Consider the following 15991-nt stretch of genomic DNA (forward strand, 5'->3'; position numbering starts at 1 on the left):
TAAGAAGGAGAAATCCCAAGTCAGAAATTAGATTCTTTTCCTGTCCATGGAATATATCCCCTTCCATTATTAATCCATAAATTACTCTAACCAAAGAACATTTGGAAGATTATGATTTGTTAAATTTTGTAAAATGGAGTATCCCACTCCCGATAAACCTATCATAAGTCCGTAATTTTCAAATCTTCTAAACATTCCTTTGTCCCAACTTTTCAATAGATAATCTTTAAAAAATCTTTCATACGTCAATTTACATCTTTTTTCTAATTTTTCATCTGATAGAATTTTTGCAGCATATTCCAATATAAATAGATTGCCTAAATCACCGTGACATAGTGTATTATTAAGATTGAATCCATTTTCTATAGTAGTAGTTAATGCTAGTTTAATTTCTTGGTCTAAAAATTCATCATCGTAACCAAATTTCTTTAAGAGAATTCTATTTAATAAAATTCCTGGTGCACCATGGCACCATGCTAAACTACTTGATTGTTGATTCAAATTAATATACCAATTTGTTCCTTCTTCATTTAACATTGAACGTTCAAAACTAAGAGATTTTTCAACTAGACTTAATATTTCTTCATTTTTATTTATATTATATAACCTCATTAAATTAGCTGATATTCCACTAGTTCCATGAGCAAAACCTGTATAACCTTCAGCTTCTTCAAACGGTTCCCAAAGTATCGATCTTTCAGAATAAATTGTGTAATTATCCTTTAATTGTCTATATATTTCGTTAGCTAAACACAATAACTGTTTCTTTTTATCAGCGCTTGTTGTGTTATCATATAGTGAAATAACAACGCCCAAACAACCTGCTAATCCTGAAACCAAATCATAATTAGAGGTTTTTTTTATATATTTCAGTAGTAAATCAATGTTGTCATATACAATATCTATTAAATCGTTTCTCTGAATATATTTACCAATATGAAACAATGCATACATAATTCCACTTAAGCCAGTAAATGCTCCAACACTAAATTCTATACGCTCATTAATTTCATTATTCTTCAATCTATCTATAAACCTTATAATTGGTTTTATAGTTTCAATTGTTGCAGCTTCAAACCTCTTCTCTCCAGTTATAGAAGCTAAAAATGCAAAATACATACCAATTCCACTATTCCCTCTATAAAGGTCAGGTCCCACTGAAGAAATACGAGTAGTAACCTCGTTTTTACCCATTATCATTAATCCTAACCAACTTCTATCAACAGAATCTTTTTCATTTCCTTCAATACTTTTAGCAATTAGACGATCTCCTATTTTTATTGCTAATTTCAACTGTTCATCTCTGGTTAAAGTTATTGAATCAGTCAAGGATGATGAGAAGGTGACTCCAGGTGTATGCCTATTTTTATCCGTAGCATTATGAGCAAAACTTAAATCAATGATAGTTAATTGCTTTTCTAAATCTTTACTACTAAAAGATAATATCTTCTCTCTTACATTATCTAATGGGGAAGACTTTATATAAAAATCTTCTACTACTTCATTTCTAGAAGTTTCTATCCTACTCGAATTCGTATATGCAGTAAAGTAAGGTATATCTCCTCTCAACAAATCCTTAACTTCGTTAAAAGAAACTTTATTCACGTTTCTTTTTAAAGAAGATATAGCTATTCTCCCTAACAGAATATTGCGATCTATGGGGTTTCTTAAGACATCTGGATGGAAACTAGTATGTAATAATCTTGAATAAACAAAAGTAGGTTTTAAGATTGCGCGACACTTTATTTGCGAAAATAAATCGCTAATTTTCTTAATAAACATTTGTTTATTTTCTAATATCCAATTATATAAACATGTAAATCCTTCTTCTATATCATCAATGTAATATTGAGATGCTTGAACTTTTCCATTAACCTTTGGATTGTTGTTTTCAGGGGAAATTACAGTATAATCTTTTTCAATCTTAATTTCGTCAGTATTACTATTAGCCACTACTGAAGTTTTAAAAGGCGATTTTTGTTCTTGGTGACCATTTAATCCTCCAACATCTAAGACTTGAACATTAGTTTCACCAGAAGAAATTATTCTACTGGGCAGCAAGTAAATAGAATATACAGATGACTTTACCATTCTTTCTATAAAGCTCATCGAATCTTTTTCTTTATTTTCTGAGTCATCAACATCTACATGAAGTAAAGATTCTAAATCAACTAAAATTGGTTGAGATCCTTGAGCAATCAAATTTTCATGATGAAAATCTTTAGAATTTAATGCATAGAGTAAACAAAGTAATTGACCGGTTCTATAATAAAAGTCTTTAATTTCTTTAATATTGTTACATTGCTTAAATTCTATAAATTCCATCCATCCACTATTATCTGTATAATGAATTTTAGCTGGATACAATGGCTTAAAGTGAGGAATATCTTTGTTATTAAACCATCTTAGAAGCTTTTCATAACTATCTTCCATTTCAAGGGAACGAGGTTTATACACTAAACGATAACCTGATGTAAAGTTTATAAAGGAAACACTTTTTCCGCCTTGATGTGCATCACCCAGGCCAATTGAAATTGTTTTTATTGAATTTCCTTTTAAGCCTTTAAACTTTTTATATAGATAAGATAATTGAGAGTTTGTATCTTCTGTAATATTAATAATATATTGTATTTGAACCTCTGCTTGATATAGAAGCAGGGAAATTAGTTCCTTATATTCTTTAAATAGTTCCTTCAAAAACTTTACATTTTTCAACAACGTATTACTGAAAAACTCAAACCTTTCTTCTGTAGAGTCACCGTCCAAAATGTTCTTTTCCTTGGCTATATTTATTTCTAATATAAGAACTCTGTATGCAATAGGGTATAATTTCTTATATACTTGTTTAATAATGTCATGAATGAACAATTCATAATTATAAATATTTTTAATTTTTATAATATTTTCATAATATTTATTTATGTAATACTTAATAATAGGTTCGAAAAAATTAAAGAATTGTAAATTATGTACATCTATTTTTCTAAAAATCATTTCTATAACGCTAGAATATGCCTCTTCAAATATTACTGTCTCCTTGTTGGAGTTAGAACGTGTATTATTCTCCCATTCCTCAATTAAAGATTCTAAATCTTTGTTAGAAATTTCTCTGATAATTTCCTCGAATTCTTTTACCTTGTTAAATTCCGGGAAAAACTTCATCCAGTAATTAACTAGATCGGAATGTGAAATTTTCTCTTCAGAATTTATTACATTATTCATGTTGTTTCCTCCGTTATAAGTGTTAATGTTAATAAAATTTAAATCTAAAATAAGAAAGAATAACCTTCAATAGGCTATTCCTTCTTATTTTTTCTACTATAAGAGTCTAAATTAATCTCCACAACGTATAGTAGCTGCACACTCTGCTGACCAGGTACAAGTTTCACCATAGTTACGCCCTAAACCATGTTGGAATGCAAGGGTTTTAGAAACTGCATCTGTAGTTCCTCCAGCCATAGCGCTCATGTCTTGTTCACTGATTTCTTCTAATAGATTTCCAGATGGATTATCTACATTCAAAGAAAGTTTAGATTGTAATACAGGATTTTTTAAAAATTTTTCCATTTCACTAACACCTCTAATGTAATTTTTTTGAGACTGTTCCATAATATGTTATTAATTACAGTTAAAAAAGGTTGATTTTTCATCAACCTTTCCATTAGAAAATTTCTATGGTATGTTTACAGAATACCTCTCGTTTTAACTTTCCTTTTGATTTGTTTCATATTTTTACAATTTGTTTTTTTTAGAATACTATGTATTTGTGTTTTTACTGTACTAGTAGATTTTATTAGTATTTTTTCAATTTCAGATCTTTTGTAACCTTTCTCGTAAAGGTCATATATTTCTCTTTCAGAATTAGTTAAATTATGAAGAATTTCCTCTTTTTTATATAAATAAAACTCTTCGAGCAATACTTCTATAGGGTTAAAAGTACTAAAAGCCTCACGTATTTTTTGAGGGATACTTGCATAATTCTCTTTTAATATATAATTAACAGCTCCAGCAGCAAAAGACTTCTTCATCATTTTTATATCTTGCAATCCAGTTAACATAATAATCTTTAATTTTGGATACAACTCACTTATATGAGAACAAAAAATAATTCCCGATTCATTTTCTGAAATCCTAATATCCATCAGAATAAGATCTACTTTTACTTTAGAAGAAATTATTTTTACTATCTCTTCTAAAGTAGTAGCTTTACCTGTGACCTTAATATCTTCATGTTTATTCAAAAATTCTGATAATAAATCTAACCAATAACTATCATCTTCAACAATTAAAACATTAATTACTTTCATAAATAATCTCTTCCTTATTTTAAATTCTTGTTTTTACGAACATTAAAGATATTATTGTCCCTTCCCCCTTTTCACTAGTAATCTGTAAATTACCATCATAATAATACAAAATCTTTAGACAATAGGAGAGTCCTAAACCAAAATCCAACTTCCACTTTTCGGTGCTAAAAAAGAATCTTTTACTCTAAATAAATTAACTGAAGAATACCATTTCTATTATCTTTAACTTTTATATAAACTGTTTCACGGCCAATTCTTGTTTTTCCTATTACTTTGCCTTTATTATGTTGAATTGCTTTTATAGAACTTCTCAAGAGATTTTTAATATCTTCTTTTGTGAATTTCATCACAAGTTAAAAATGTATGATTACATAAATTTTTAACTTGAACATTATTTAAATCTACTACGATTTTTCATCTTTTACTGTTTCATTAACAACATCATAAATGTTTATCAGTTGTCTTTTTAAAGCAACATCTTCTTGAGGTTGAGTTAATTTCCAATAAGTATTTTGCTGAATCTAAAATTATGGTTGTTTTTCAGATACCTACACTAGTTCATGATTATTATTTCTTAAACTATTATTTTTAAATTATGGCTACATAAAGAAATTTTCAAAATTTCTTTATGTAGTGTATGTGTCAAAGCAGCTGAATTAGCTTTCATTTGGTCAATATACAGATAAAAGCTCCTTTTTTTATTTTTTAAATTCCGTAATTTTTGTCATAAGGCAATATAATATAAATTATAAATGAGAAAGATAAAAGTATATTTATTTTTCTCACTGAAATCTCTGTCCTCTTCCCTTATATAAATCAATATACATATGTAAAAAGACTACATATTATCTAAAATTTACATAATCATGGAATATTATAAAACATATAGTTATAATGTTCAAATAAGTGTTTTTTTGAGTGAATTACTCTTTCATTTATATTCATTACAAAATAGTATCGTAATATTTCTATAGTATCAAATGCTCTTATTTTTCCAGGAACTAACTCTATAAAAAATAAGAAAATGGAATTCCTTTTACTTAAGAAAACCATGTTCTTGTTTCAGTTCTAGTGCAAATACTTGATGAATAAATTGGTTTTGATTTTGGACAGACGCCTTCCGTTGAATAGTGTCTTCTTTTCTAATTATGTAAACGGTTTCAGGTGTATATCTTGCTGTTAGGTATAAAAATGATTTTTTAAACTAAAGAATTAAATAAATTTATCAGCAGCTGAAGTCTCTCCAAAATCAAGGAAAGTTTATTCATAAACTATTTTGAGTACCCGCATAAGGGTAAATATCATGAGGGAGCTATACATCTGGTTTAAGCAAATATACTCTTTGTACTAGACCTATAGCTGGAACAAAATAATTAAAATATTAATTGCAGCAAAATAAAAATTCTTACTTAACACAATGTACCTTTCTGGAACATGCCACAAAAACGAGCCCTTGGCACTAAAGGGCTCGTTAGCTTTGTCTTTAATGTACCCAGCTATATTATCGCTTTAAAAAGGATAAGTAATATAATACATAGGTTATAAAGATTAGTTTTCTTGAGGAGAAATAATGATGAATCTTACAAACAATCATTTAGAAAGTATAAAGAGGGAAGAAGAGCAAAAGTAATTGCTTGAAAGAACCCTTGAAGCTCACAGAAATAGAAAATGGGTGATTAATTTAATTTGGACTGTATCTATAATTGTAGTAATACTATCCTTCTCTTTTCACCTATCAAAATCCGTAGTTATAACTGGGATTTTACTATTGATATGTGTAATTAGCCAGATTGTACATAAGACATTAGATATGAAAATAGAGCTACGCTTAAAAAGAGTTAAGCAGGAGAAGCGAAAGAGCATCTTTAAATTAAATAAACTCTAGAGTTCTTCTTTTTCCTTTCAAAAAAAGGATTAGATTTTGTCTAATCCTTTTTTCTATATTCGTATCAAGTTTAAATTGACGCCTTAATCTGCTTTGTATAGAAAAAGCGTACAATGAAGAAATAAGCGACCTGAATGACTAGGAAAACACTTAAAACAGTAACGGATTGCTTCAATAGATTAAAGTAGAACAGATGTGATAAGGCCGTAAGAGCTACAGCACCATGGATGAGCGCTACAATTATCGGTACGAAAAACAGCATCATGGTTTGCCTGTTTAATATTTTTTTCAGCTCTTTATCAGTTAATCCCATTTTTGATATAGACTTGAATTTTTGTTTATCTTCATCCAGATCCATATAAAGTCGGAAGTACAGAAAACTACCAGCTGATACAAAAAAGACAAGCCCAATAAATAGTCCAACAAATAAGATGGGACCGTACCCTTTCATAATCTGATAGATTTCATAATCTACTGCTGTAATATCAGGTCTTGGTAGTTTCTTGTATAGCTTTTTAGAAGCGGATATCACCCTGTCTTTTCCACTTTTTGCTTGCCAAGCATAATAACTTTGCTCATCCTCTGGCTTAGGAAGATGATTATAATCTTCATCGGATACAATATAGTATGAACCAGACACAGGTAGAGCTTTTGATTGAATGGTTTCCTTTGCTCTTAAAGTAGAACCTGACGTTAATTTAATTTTTTCATTTAGTAAATCTCTTTTTGGTCCAAGTTTCATACCGTTAAAATCAACAACCATAACCTGCCGATTTTTTAAGTTAATGGGAGTTTCTCCAGTAAGTAAGGCAAATTTGTTAAAATCAGACTGATTCGTAATAAGGGTTTTATCTCTTCCAATTTTGTAGTAATTTAAAATTGTGTGTTCTAAAACTGTCTTGAGGTTTTCTTCCTTTAAAGTCTTATTTATAAATGCAACGTTCTGTTTTTCATTACCTTTAGATGGTTTATAAGAAAACGTAGCTGTATAAGTAGATTTTACGCTTGAAGTCAGAACCGTTTGAAATCCAAATAAAGAACCAATTGCACAAAATGCGACAGTTGAAACCATAGCTACCATAAAAAAAGTTCGCGCATTATCCTTCATACGAAAGGCCAAGTCCGAAAACAGCAACATGTTGGTTTTAAACCAAAAAATACGCTCATTCTTTTTTAGTCTTCCAATAATAAATACGCTTAGTTGCGTAAATAACAAATAAGTTCCAACGCAAACAACGATTATAACTGGAACCATTGCAACTACAACTGTTACTCCTTTCACTAATAAGGCACCACCATATCCTACTCCTAATAAAAGCACAGCTAATAATGTTAAAAAAAGATTCGCTTTTGGCTCACCCTTTGAAATTTTATTACCTTTTATTAATTCAATTAGCTTTTTACTACGTAGAACATACGTAACAAATAGAGAAATAAAGAAAAATAAAATTATAAAGGAGATAAAAGTAATTATAATTGCTTTAACTGGAAAGTAAAAAGACAGTGCGTGTCCAATAATTAATACATTTTCAGCTAGTAATAAAATAGCCTTTGCAAAAACAAGGCCAAGAAGTACACCACCTAGTGTTGCTGAAAATCCAATGAGCATATTTTCTAAAAACACCATTAAACGAATTTGTTTCATTGACATACCTTGCATCATTAATAAACCAAACTCTTTTTTTCGGGATTGTAAAAACGAGCTCATGGAATATAAGACAAAAAAGAAGGAAAACACATAAATAATTCCTGCTGCTGCATTCATTCCTGACGTTACACTTGAGCTCATATCATCTTCATTTAATGCAGGGTGATTGGCAAAAATAGAGAAGGTAAAAAAGACCATGACCGTGAATAAACTGCTAAGAAAATAGGCTGCATATAACCTTTTATTACGTATAACGTTGTTAAACGCGAACTGTCGAAAGGTCATGTGCATTCCCTCCCAATAAAGAAAGTGTATCTATAATCTTTTGAAAAAAAGCCTGACGATTATCACCACGGTGTATCTCTGAATAGAACTTACCATCACGAATAAAGATAACACGGTCACAATAGCTTGCTGCCTGCGCCTCATGTGTCACAAGCATCATTGTTGTTTTATTGTTCTTATTGATAAACTCAAGCATTTCCATCACATCTTTTGAAGATTTAGAATCAAGGTTTCCTGTGGGCTCATCTGCGAGTAGAAGCTTAGGCGTATGAATCATTGCTCTGGCTACAGCTGCTCTTTGTGCTTGTCCACCAGATATCTCATAGATTCTTTTTTTCATAATCTCCGTAATCCCTAAATTTCCAGCGATTTCATATGCCTTTTCCTTCATTTCACTCACTTTTTTTCCGTCCAATGTTAATGGTAGGACAATATTTTCTTCAACCGTTAAGGTATGAAGTAAATTAAAGTCTTGAAAGACGAAGCCCAGTTCACGACGGCGAAATTTTGCTAACGCGTCTTTTTTTAATATATGAGGGTTCTTTTCATTGATTAGGATTTCCCCTGTCGTTGGTTCATCAATAGTAGCAATTATGTTCAGGAGCGTTGTTTTTCCACTTCCTGATGGACCCATAATCCCTACAAATTCCCCATCGTCAATAGTCAGATTTATATTCGTTAACGCACGATATGCAATTTTACCTTCATAAATCTTACTGACTTGTTTTACTTTTAACATCACAAGCTCTCCTCTCCATACACTTGACTTGTGATTATTATATCTTTTATGTAATCTTTAAAAAATCGATTTTCCTTTCACTTATCTTACACTCTTGTAAGGTTTTGTGTTTTGGTAAAAATAATTTGAAAGGCTGACCCTTGATCCAATTTGGATTCAAATTCAAGTCGATGACCAAGGTGATCAGCTGCTTCCTTCGCCAAATATAGACCCATACCTGTAGATTCTCTAAACTTCCTTCCATTTTCACCTGTATAAAAGGAGTCAAACACACGACGTTTATCCGTTTCGGGAATTCCAACACCAAAGTCTTTCACCTCTAAAACAGCTTCTCCTTCTGTTTCAAAGATGGTAATATCAATTCTATTGCTCTTCCCTTTTGAATACTTGACTGCATTATTAATGAGTTGTGAAAGAATGAAGAACAGCCATTTTTCATCCGTCTCTACAATCATTTCTTGATTCTGCTGTAAGACATTGGGGTATACTTGGTTCCGAATATAAAAACGTTTATTTTCACTATTTACATCCTTAATCATTTTAGACAAGTTTACAGGTTTGACATGAAAATCCTGCTCGATGGTCCGAAGTCTTGCCATGTAGAGGATGGTGTTTAAGCCTGTTTTCATCCGGTCCGTCTCTTCACGAATACTTGAAGAGTCAGGTTCATCTAAATTTTGTGCGATAAGCTCAATCACGGAAAGGGGTGTTTTCATTTGATGAACCCATTGATCCATAAACTTTAAATGTTCCTCTTGTTTTGACTCCAACACTTTTATCTTTGTTTGATAATGCTTGTACTGATCCTTTAGCAAATGATCAAGCGCTTGTGAGATTGGGGAAGCTTCCGTTGTTTGGAAGGAATCATCCAGGCAAGAAAGTTCGTTCGTCAATTTCTTATAAAACTTCCGACGACTTAAATAGTGGTAAACAAGATAACCTGTAAGAAAAAATAGGCCAAGAAAGATTGCATAGAAGGCTGGAAGAAGACATCGATAACCATCAAGCCAATAAATGGAAAGAACTACGAAAAATTGTACGATTTGCACTGCAATTAAAAGAGCATGTTCTCTAAAGAATAATTTCATTTCATTCCAACCCTTCACCATGTAACGATTAGACGATATCCAGCACCTCTAACTGTTTCTAATAAACCTGAAAGTCCAACTTCCTCAAATTTTTTTCTTACTCTTGCAATATTTACATTTAACGTATTCTCATCCACATAGACTTGTTCATCCCATAGTTTTTCTAACAAGTCTTCACGACCTGCAACACGAGGATATCGTTCTAGTAAACTTTCAATTATATCTGTTTCTTTTTTTGAAAGCAGGATTGTTTTATTACGAAATGACAATTCCAATCTTTCTGGGAACAGCTTTAATCCCTGTATCTCTAAAATTCGTTCTTGTACCTGTGATGCATATTCACCATAAGCACGGCGAAGCTGACTGCGAATTTTTGCCATTACAATTTCAGGATGAAAAGGCTTTGTGATAAAATCATCGCCGCCATTTTCAAGTGCCATCACCTGGTCCATCTCTCCTACTCGTGCAGATATAAATATAACAGGACATATAGACTCCTTCCGTATTTGCCTGCACCAGTAATAGCCATCAAAGCTAGGAAGGTTAATATCTAATAATACAATATCTGGTTTCTGCCTATGAAACTCTTCCATCACATCATCAAAATTCTCCACGACGGTGGTATTAAAGTCATACTTTCCTATATACGAATGGAGGTGCTCTGCGATTTTAGAATCATCTTCAATAATTAATATTTTCTGCATCTCTTCACTCCTTTTTCTCTAGAAAATTATGCCATACAAAATATATAATTTCAAAACACGCAAACAACTAAAAGATTTTAGGTTTTAGCTTTACTTTTTCTAAAGGAACATTTTTTGTTATGAAAGGCATTGCATTTTCAGCCATTTTACCTTCCCTTATTTTGATTACGCCTGTTCGTTATGCTGTTAATTCTGACCATATCCACATTATACAAGTATCAAGTGTTCGTGAATTATTGTGAAAATATAACAGATTAAGTAAACAGTAAAGAGATGGAAGAACAATATTCTCAGCTTCTTCTCGTAGAGTTAAAATCAATTTCACATAATGATGAAGAACACAAAAAGCTATCTCAGCATTGGCAGACGAGAAAGCTTTTTATAGGATTGATAATTATAAAGTACCAAAATATAACCGCAAGTAATCAATAGCACATTTTTCCATAATAGCTATTTTTGGATGAATGGACATATATATAAAGCTACATATCCGATTAAAGGAACCCACACAAAAACCTTTTCCTGTAAAGGTTTTTGTGCTTTCTTACTCCCTTGTATATATATTATGTAAACGAGTGATGTATATTGTATTCATTTTAAGCTTCTTTTTTAAGAATAAAATAGTAAAAAGCAGAAATTCCCAAACTGTTAAACATAATAGGTAATACAATCATTGTATGTTCACCTTCTTTTTATAAATTTTGTTGGGATAGACCTTTCAGCTGCTACTGAGTACATATTTTCCTTTTAAGCAAAATCAAATAATGCAACATCTATTTAGCTATTAAAATAAATCTTTATACACGTATAAAGAAATTATACCTATATACTGTACATTAGATTTCCTTCTAGTTAACACAATGATAGTTAGACATTCAAAACTATAAAAAACCTTTTAGAGGCTTATTTCGAATGCCCATTATAGAACCAACTGCAGGATTAATGTAAGGGTAAATATATATTATCTTAAAGGAGAATTTAATTAGTTCGAAGGTTGGAAAAAGAAAATCTTTGTCAAAGGAATTAAAAAAATAAATAATAATCCTTATTTTTACATGATTTTAAATCCATTATATAGTAATATATTTATAAAATTACATATTATGATAAAGGCAAACTAGTTGAAAAACTAGGACGCAAAGCTACAGGTCTAAGGTTAAATTGCTATGGCAGCTGAGCTCCCTGAATATCTGAAAGTAATTTTCATGGATGGTAAACAACAATTGATAGAAAAAGAATTAGATCAAGAATGGGTTAAACTTATAACAGAAGCTAAGGAATTGGGATTAACTATTGAAGAACTTAAAAAGTTCTTCAAAAAACAAATAACCCCCTAATCACAAACAACACTATTCATATTTGGTCTTGTTTATAATCATTCAATTTCTGGGATTTCCTATTCAAAAACTCTTTAAACTCCTCTTTGGTAACGCTAGAATTCATTGCTTCTTCAACTAAAACTAGCCATTTATAGGAAAGAGTAGTGTCATGATTTGAATTATTCATTATAATCTTCCTCCTTTACAACTTGTCCTATTATAAAGCAAATTGATTTGTAATATAAGCTATAATGATAAAATTATTACTTTTTATCCTGTTTTTTACACAAATTGTTATTCATAGGGTCTTATTCAGTTATTTAGCTTATGAAGATCAAATTTAATAGCTTAGGTAAAGTGTAAACTCATGAAGATATAAAATGAATATAAGTAAATTTATCCTTTGTCTACAAAAGTACATTTGAAAGGATTTTATTAGTGGAAGAGAAAGAATCATCCAAAGATTACTTAATAATTGATAATATGGGGAGAGTAAAGGTACCTTCCCAGCTTCTAGAGCATGCCAATATCCACTCATCTGCTGCAATACAATTCCTCAACTATAAAGATTACATTGTCATGAAGCAGGTTGAATTCCCACCGGTTCTTTTGGAAGAAAATAAAGATAAGAACTTAATTAGGACTATTGATAATTTAGGCTACATTGTAATTCCAAAGATACTTCGTGAAATACATGATATAGATCTACATGATGAAATAGAAGCGAAAGTCCTTAACGAGAGCATTATTTTTGAAAAGAAAAGAGAGCAAAATAAATCTCCAGGTCTACTAAAGGGATATATAGAACCTGAATTAAGTGAGTTATCTTTACTTCAAATAAAATCAGGGAGAATAAAACTTCCTGATTTTGTATTGAAATCTTTGAATTTGGAAGAACATATGCAATTACAGTTCTTTATTAAAGGACCAGATACTATCGTTGCAAAAAAACATAGCTATAAATTTCTTACAGAAGGAAAACTTTTTTTCACTGGACAATCACGCGTGATAAAGAAAGATAAATACTTAAACATTCCTAAAAAGCTGAGAATTTATCTAAACATTCATAGTGGCGACATCCTAGAAATCAAAACAATAGGGGAAAAATTAATCATAAAAAAAGCAATTGAGAACGATACTCTTGTTTAAAATAAGTAAGCGCAGCTGAAATAATTAGCTGCGCTTACTTATTTGCTGTTACCAAAAATCATTTTGTAAAAAAACTAATCTTTAGAGATACATCTTTCAAGGAATTTCACATCAGTGTCCCTTTTATTTTTAAGAGTTTCCGAAAACCTAGTCACCTTTTATTTAAGCGAGTGGGTTTATTTAATCTAATAATCCTTTTTTCTATTTTACCCTTGAAATACCATTGGTTATTGTACATTTTTACCACTTCTAGCTTAAACGAGATTGTAAAAGATTGTCCTTAGTGACCCATAAATCCCCTCTAAGTATAGTGTAATCCTCTTTCTTATTTACTCCATCCACTTAATCGGGAACATATCACATATGAATGAATCCTTACAAAAAGAAACCTTAATTGCTAATATCCAAGGGTATTATACTTTCTTCGTAAAAATAAGAACTAATCAGTCACAGAGGTCTCTTTTAATTGGTTTAGCAGTTGATCAACGAATTGACTGATTACAATGGTATTTTTACTGGTGAATCCTTCTTCTAAGCCAACTTGAATCATCAGTTCTCTTCCTGCCTCTATATCTACAAGTAAAGCTTTTATTAAAGAATCGTCCTTTATATATACTTGCACTTATCTAATCACCTATTTCTCTAATTTGCTACTTTTTATTTAACACCAACTATATTGTGGCTTTCTAACAATATTTTTTCCTGTAAAATCCAATTAAAAGCTCGGAATCCCCTTTTTAGGGTTTGAATAGCTCACTTTTTATATCTAATGCGTGTTAAAATACTTTTTGTAGATGCAAATAGAAATTCCATTCCTAATTTCATAGTTAAGAAAAGTCCTCAATTCATGAGGACTTTTTTTATAATTAACATAGAGATATTTAATTTTCAAATTAGAAATTAAATATTTACCCTTCCATTAGAATGACAAAAAGGACAAACATGATGACTTGTTTGTCCTTTTCACATCGAGAAGAGTCTTATATTTCTTACACATTCTTTCTTATTATCATCTACTTGTGACCTTCACCTTCTCTAACCGGAACTTTCATATGTACTGTTTTTTTACTCCTTAATAAGTTCAACTAGATGAAAAATAATTGTTGATATATGTAAGTTTTTGAAGAAAAATAAGTTGAACTAAAGGATTGAATTTCTTCCCTTGTTCTTGTATAATGAGTTCAACAGAAGTTCAACTTAAAAATGAGGTGTATAAACATGAAAATTTCACGTTTTAATAAAGACTGTGGAAACTCCGTTGATATGAACATCATTGATGGATACCTATTTGATTTCCCAACCAACGTTGTAGAACTACAAAAAGATGTTGCTGATTCATTCTTTACAGATGCTGTAACAGCACCAGAAGAATTTAAAAAGCGTATCTTACTATCTACAACAATCGGTGACGAAGAAAAAGAACGTTATTTCTTAGTCGGTGACATCGCAGCAAGCCAACAACTTGCGAATAACCACATCAATCGTTTACATAACAAAATTACAAGTCATATTCCTTATGTGACATTTCTAGCTGCCATTGCATACTACCATGCGTTGCATGCGAAAGATCAAAAAGATAATAGCATCGAGATTGACTATTTCTCTACGATGTTGCCAATCTGGTTATTGAAAAAAGAAAGTACGTTTGGCGAAGCGCAAAAGGCCATGGCCACTCGCTTCCTAGGTGACCATACATTCCGTATTCATACTCCAGGATTTGAAAAAGAATTAAAGGTAACTGTGGACGAAAGTGCTTGCCTGAAAGAAGGCGAAATCGCGCGCTTTGCGTTGAAGAAAGACCTAACACTTCAAGACCGTGAAGATGCCAATGAATATGTGGAATGTGAAACCGTGATGGTTGATATCGGTGGTGGCTCGATTGATGTCGTCATTTTACCGGAAGGATTAAAGGCTGCGAATAGCCGTGAGTCATTCCAAAGTATCGAGGGTATTCCCTATTTAGCTCATATTGATAAGTTACGTAAAGAGAAGTTCCCAGAGCTGTTTACCGATTTACGTGCTTTTGACCAATTTATTTTAGATAACTATAGTAAGCAAAAATTCGAGTTAAAAAATGAAAATACAGGCGCAGCCATTGATTTAACAGCTCAAATTACATCTTCTTTAAAAGAGTATGTGGAAATTTTACTAGCGAAGTTAAATGATGTAGCCCCACCACCGGCAAATAAAATTCGTAAATACGTATATAGTGGTGGTGTCGCTCCAACACTAGAAGTAGCAATTATGACAAGCATGAGTGAAAAGATTGGCGAAGAACGTACAGAGAAATATCATAAAGTACCAGCAGATAGCCGTCACTTAAACTTATTTGGCCTAGAAATCCGAAGCATCGGTTATCTTCAAAAGAAACAAGCTGAGAAGAAAGCCGTTAAATCCTAACAGCGTAGGTGATAACCATGTCAGAGCGTCAAAATGCCTTTACGATTAAAACCAACCAGTTGAGTGATGAAGTCTATGACGTACTTGCAAAATATGCGAAGTCTCGAAAATTAGGAGACTATATTTCATCTTTAATTGTTCGGGACCTTCATCGTTCATCTACCGATCAAGTAGATTCAGGTCACAGAACAGAAGAACTTCTTGAACATATCAATTCAGAACTGAAGGAATTAAAACAATTAGCTAAGGCTAATGGCTTTATAGTCAAGCAAGAAGAGTTAGAAGACAAGCATCCAGAAAGTCAAACCTTAAAAGAAGGTAAGATTGCAGATTTAGAGCAAGTATCTGGTTCTTTAGACGACGATGATTTGGAAGAGTATAGCGATTTTTAAAGTAAAAAGCCACTAGGTATTCTAGTGGCTTTTTTGCTTTACATGGTCTTTTGAGCTTTAATGTATTTCCATATG

14 protein-coding genes and 1 riboswitch are annotated in these 15991 nt (G+C 31.3%); of the genes, 5 read left to right on the forward strand and 9 right to left on the reverse strand.

The window, feature by feature from the left end:
* Nucleotides 1-81: 81 nt before the first annotated feature.
* From ACMX9J_RS24510 to ACMX9J_RS24540, 7 genes are all read right to left on the reverse strand, one after another.
* Nucleotides 82-3222 carry a type 2 lanthipeptide synthetase LanM family protein gene (locus ACMX9J_RS24510; RefSeq protein ID WP_416226321.1) on the reverse strand — a complete coding sequence of 1047 codons (3141 nt, stop codon included), beginning with the start codon at nucleotides 3220-3222 and terminating at the stop codon, nucleotides 82-84.
* 111 nt (nucleotides 3223-3333) lie between these two features.
* On the reverse strand, nucleotides 3334-3567 hold the full coding sequence (locus tag ACMX9J_RS24515) for a plantaricin C family lantibiotic (protein ID WP_416226322.1): 234 nt from the start codon (nucleotides 3565-3567) through the stop codon (nucleotides 3334-3336).
* A 116-nt stretch (nucleotides 3568-3683) separates the two neighbouring features.
* Nucleotides 3684-4307, reverse strand: a complete 624-nt coding sequence (locus ACMX9J_RS24520; RefSeq protein ID WP_416226323.1) for a response regulator transcription factor — start codon at nucleotides 4305-4307, stop codon at nucleotides 3684-3686.
* A gap of 1955 nt (nucleotides 4308-6262) precedes the next feature.
* Nucleotides 6263-8125, reverse strand: coding sequence for an FtsX-like permease family protein (locus ACMX9J_RS24525; RefSeq protein WP_416226324.1), 1863 nt, complete (start codon nucleotides 8123-8125; stop codon nucleotides 6263-6265).
* Nucleotides 8100-8864 (reverse strand): ABC transporter ATP-binding protein, encoded by a 765-nt coding sequence (locus ACMX9J_RS24530; RefSeq protein ID WP_416226325.1) that lies wholly within the window; start codon nucleotides 8862-8864, stop codon nucleotides 8100-8102. Before ACMX9J_RS24530 ends, ACMX9J_RS24525 begins: the two co-directional genes overlap by 26 nt.
* A gap of 86 nt (nucleotides 8865-8950) precedes the next feature.
* Nucleotides 8951-9952 carry a sensor histidine kinase gene (locus tag ACMX9J_RS24535; protein WP_416226326.1) on the reverse strand — a complete coding sequence of 334 codons (1002 nt, stop codon included), beginning with the start codon at nucleotides 9950-9952 and terminating at the stop codon, nucleotides 8951-8953.
* A gap of 14 nt (nucleotides 9953-9966) precedes the next feature.
* The gene (locus ACMX9J_RS24540) at nucleotides 9967-10656 is read right to left on the reverse strand and encodes a response regulator transcription factor (RefSeq protein WP_416226327.1); all 690 of its coding nucleotides are present in this window, start codon (nucleotides 10654-10656) and stop codon (nucleotides 9967-9969) included.
* A 119-nt stretch (nucleotides 10657-10775) separates the two neighbouring features.
* On the opposite strand from ACMX9J_RS24540, the gene ACMX9J_RS24545 reads away from it, so the two are divergent.
* Nucleotides 10776-10898: a hypothetical protein gene (locus ACMX9J_RS24545; protein ID WP_416226328.1), complete on the forward strand. Its 123-nt coding sequence runs from the start codon at nucleotides 10776-10778 to the stop codon at nucleotides 10896-10898.
* An 859-nt stretch (nucleotides 10899-11757) separates the two neighbouring features.
* Nucleotides 11758-11842: riboswitch (cyclic di-GMP riboswitch) on the forward strand.
* Entirely contained in the window at nucleotides 11823-11993 is a 171-nt protein-coding gene (locus ACMX9J_RS24550; protein ID WP_416226329.1) for an anti-repressor SinI family protein, read from the forward strand. It overlaps the preceding riboswitch by 20 nt.
* Nucleotides 11994-12009: 16 nt before the next feature.
* Here the strand turns inward: ACMX9J_RS24550 and ACMX9J_RS24555 are convergent, their stop codons facing one another.
* Nucleotides 12010-12162, reverse strand: a complete 153-nt coding sequence (locus ACMX9J_RS24555) for an anti-repressor SinI family protein (protein ID WP_323874054.1) — start codon at nucleotides 12160-12162, stop codon at nucleotides 12010-12012.
* A gap of 251 nt (nucleotides 12163-12413) precedes the next feature.
* Here ACMX9J_RS24555 and ACMX9J_RS24560 point away from each other — a divergent pair, with 251 nt between their 5' ends.
* Nucleotides 12414-13124, forward strand: coding sequence for an AbrB/MazE/SpoVT family DNA-binding domain-containing protein (locus ACMX9J_RS24560; RefSeq protein WP_416226330.1), 711 nt, complete (start codon nucleotides 12414-12416; stop codon nucleotides 13122-13124).
* Between the two features lie 439 nt (nucleotides 13125-13563).
* On the opposite strand, the gene ACMX9J_RS24565 is transcribed toward ACMX9J_RS24560, so the two are convergent.
* Entirely contained in the window at nucleotides 13564-13746 is a 183-nt protein-coding gene (locus tag ACMX9J_RS24565; RefSeq protein WP_416226331.1) for a Spo0E family sporulation regulatory protein-aspartic acid phosphatase, read from the reverse strand.
* A 596-nt stretch (nucleotides 13747-14342) separates the two neighbouring features.
* On the opposite strand from ACMX9J_RS24565, the gene ACMX9J_RS24570 reads away from it, so the two are divergent.
* Together ACMX9J_RS24570 and ACMX9J_RS24575 are read left to right on the forward strand one after the other, a co-directional pair.
* Nucleotides 14343-15524, forward strand: a complete 1182-nt coding sequence (locus ACMX9J_RS24570; RefSeq protein ID WP_416226332.1) for a hypothetical protein — start codon at nucleotides 14343-14345, stop codon at nucleotides 15522-15524.
* A gap of 17 nt (nucleotides 15525-15541) precedes the next feature.
* Complete coding sequence (locus tag ACMX9J_RS24575) at nucleotides 15542-15916, forward strand: hypothetical protein (protein ID WP_416226333.1); 375 nt, start codon at nucleotides 15542-15544, stop codon at nucleotides 15914-15916.
* Nucleotides 15917-15991 lie beyond the last annotated feature (75 nt).

Source organism: Priestia sp. RMT2NF4 (assembly GCF_047872835.1).
In the GTDB taxonomy this organism is placed as follows: domain Bacteria; phylum Bacillota; class Bacilli; order Bacillales; family Bacillaceae_H; genus Priestia; species Priestia zanthoxyli.

Bases quoted from the DNA above. Each gene is read 5' to 3' on its own strand.
- ACMX9J_RS24510 (WP_416226321.1), bottom strand. From the start codon at position 3,222: ATGAATAATGTAATAAATTCTGAAGAGAAAATTTCACATTCCGATCTA.
- ACMX9J_RS24515 (WP_416226322.1), bottom strand. From the start codon at position 3,567: ATGGAAAAATTTTTAAAAAATCCTGTATTACAATCTAAACTTTCTTTG.
- ACMX9J_RS24520 (WP_416226323.1), bottom strand. From the start codon at position 4,307: ATGAAAGTAATTAATGTTTTAATTGTTGAAGATGATAGTTATTGGTTA.
- ACMX9J_RS24525 (WP_416226324.1), bottom strand. From the start codon at position 8,125: ATGACCTTTCGACAGTTCGCGTTTAACAACGTTATACGTAATAAAAGG.
- ACMX9J_RS24530 (WP_416226325.1), bottom strand. From the start codon at position 8,864: ATGTTAAAAGTAAAACAAGTCAGTAAGATTTATGAAGGTAAAATTGCA.
- ACMX9J_RS24535 (WP_416226326.1), bottom strand. From the start codon at position 9,952: ATGAAATTATTCTTTAGAGAACATGCTCTTTTAATTGCAGTGCAAATC.
- ACMX9J_RS24540 (WP_416226327.1), bottom strand. From the start codon at position 10,656: ATGCAGAAAATATTAATTATTGAAGATGATTCTAAAATCGCAGAGCAC.
- ACMX9J_RS24545 (WP_416226328.1), top strand. From the start codon at position 10,776: ATGAAAGGCATTGCATTTTCAGCCATTTTACCTTCCCTTATTTTGATT.
- ACMX9J_RS24550 (WP_416226329.1), top strand. From the start codon at position 11,823: ATGGCAGCTGAGCTCCCTGAATATCTGAAAGTAATTTTCATGGATGGT.
- ACMX9J_RS24555 (WP_323874054.1), bottom strand. From the start codon at position 12,162: ATGAATAATTCAAATCATGACACTACTCTTTCCTATAAATGGCTAGTT.
- ACMX9J_RS24570 (WP_416226332.1), top strand. From the start codon at position 14,343: ATGAAAATTTCACGTTTTAATAAAGACTGTGGAAACTCCGTTGATATG.
- ACMX9J_RS24575 (WP_416226333.1), top strand. From the start codon at position 15,542: ATGTCAGAGCGTCAAAATGCCTTTACGATTAAAACCAACCAGTTGAGT.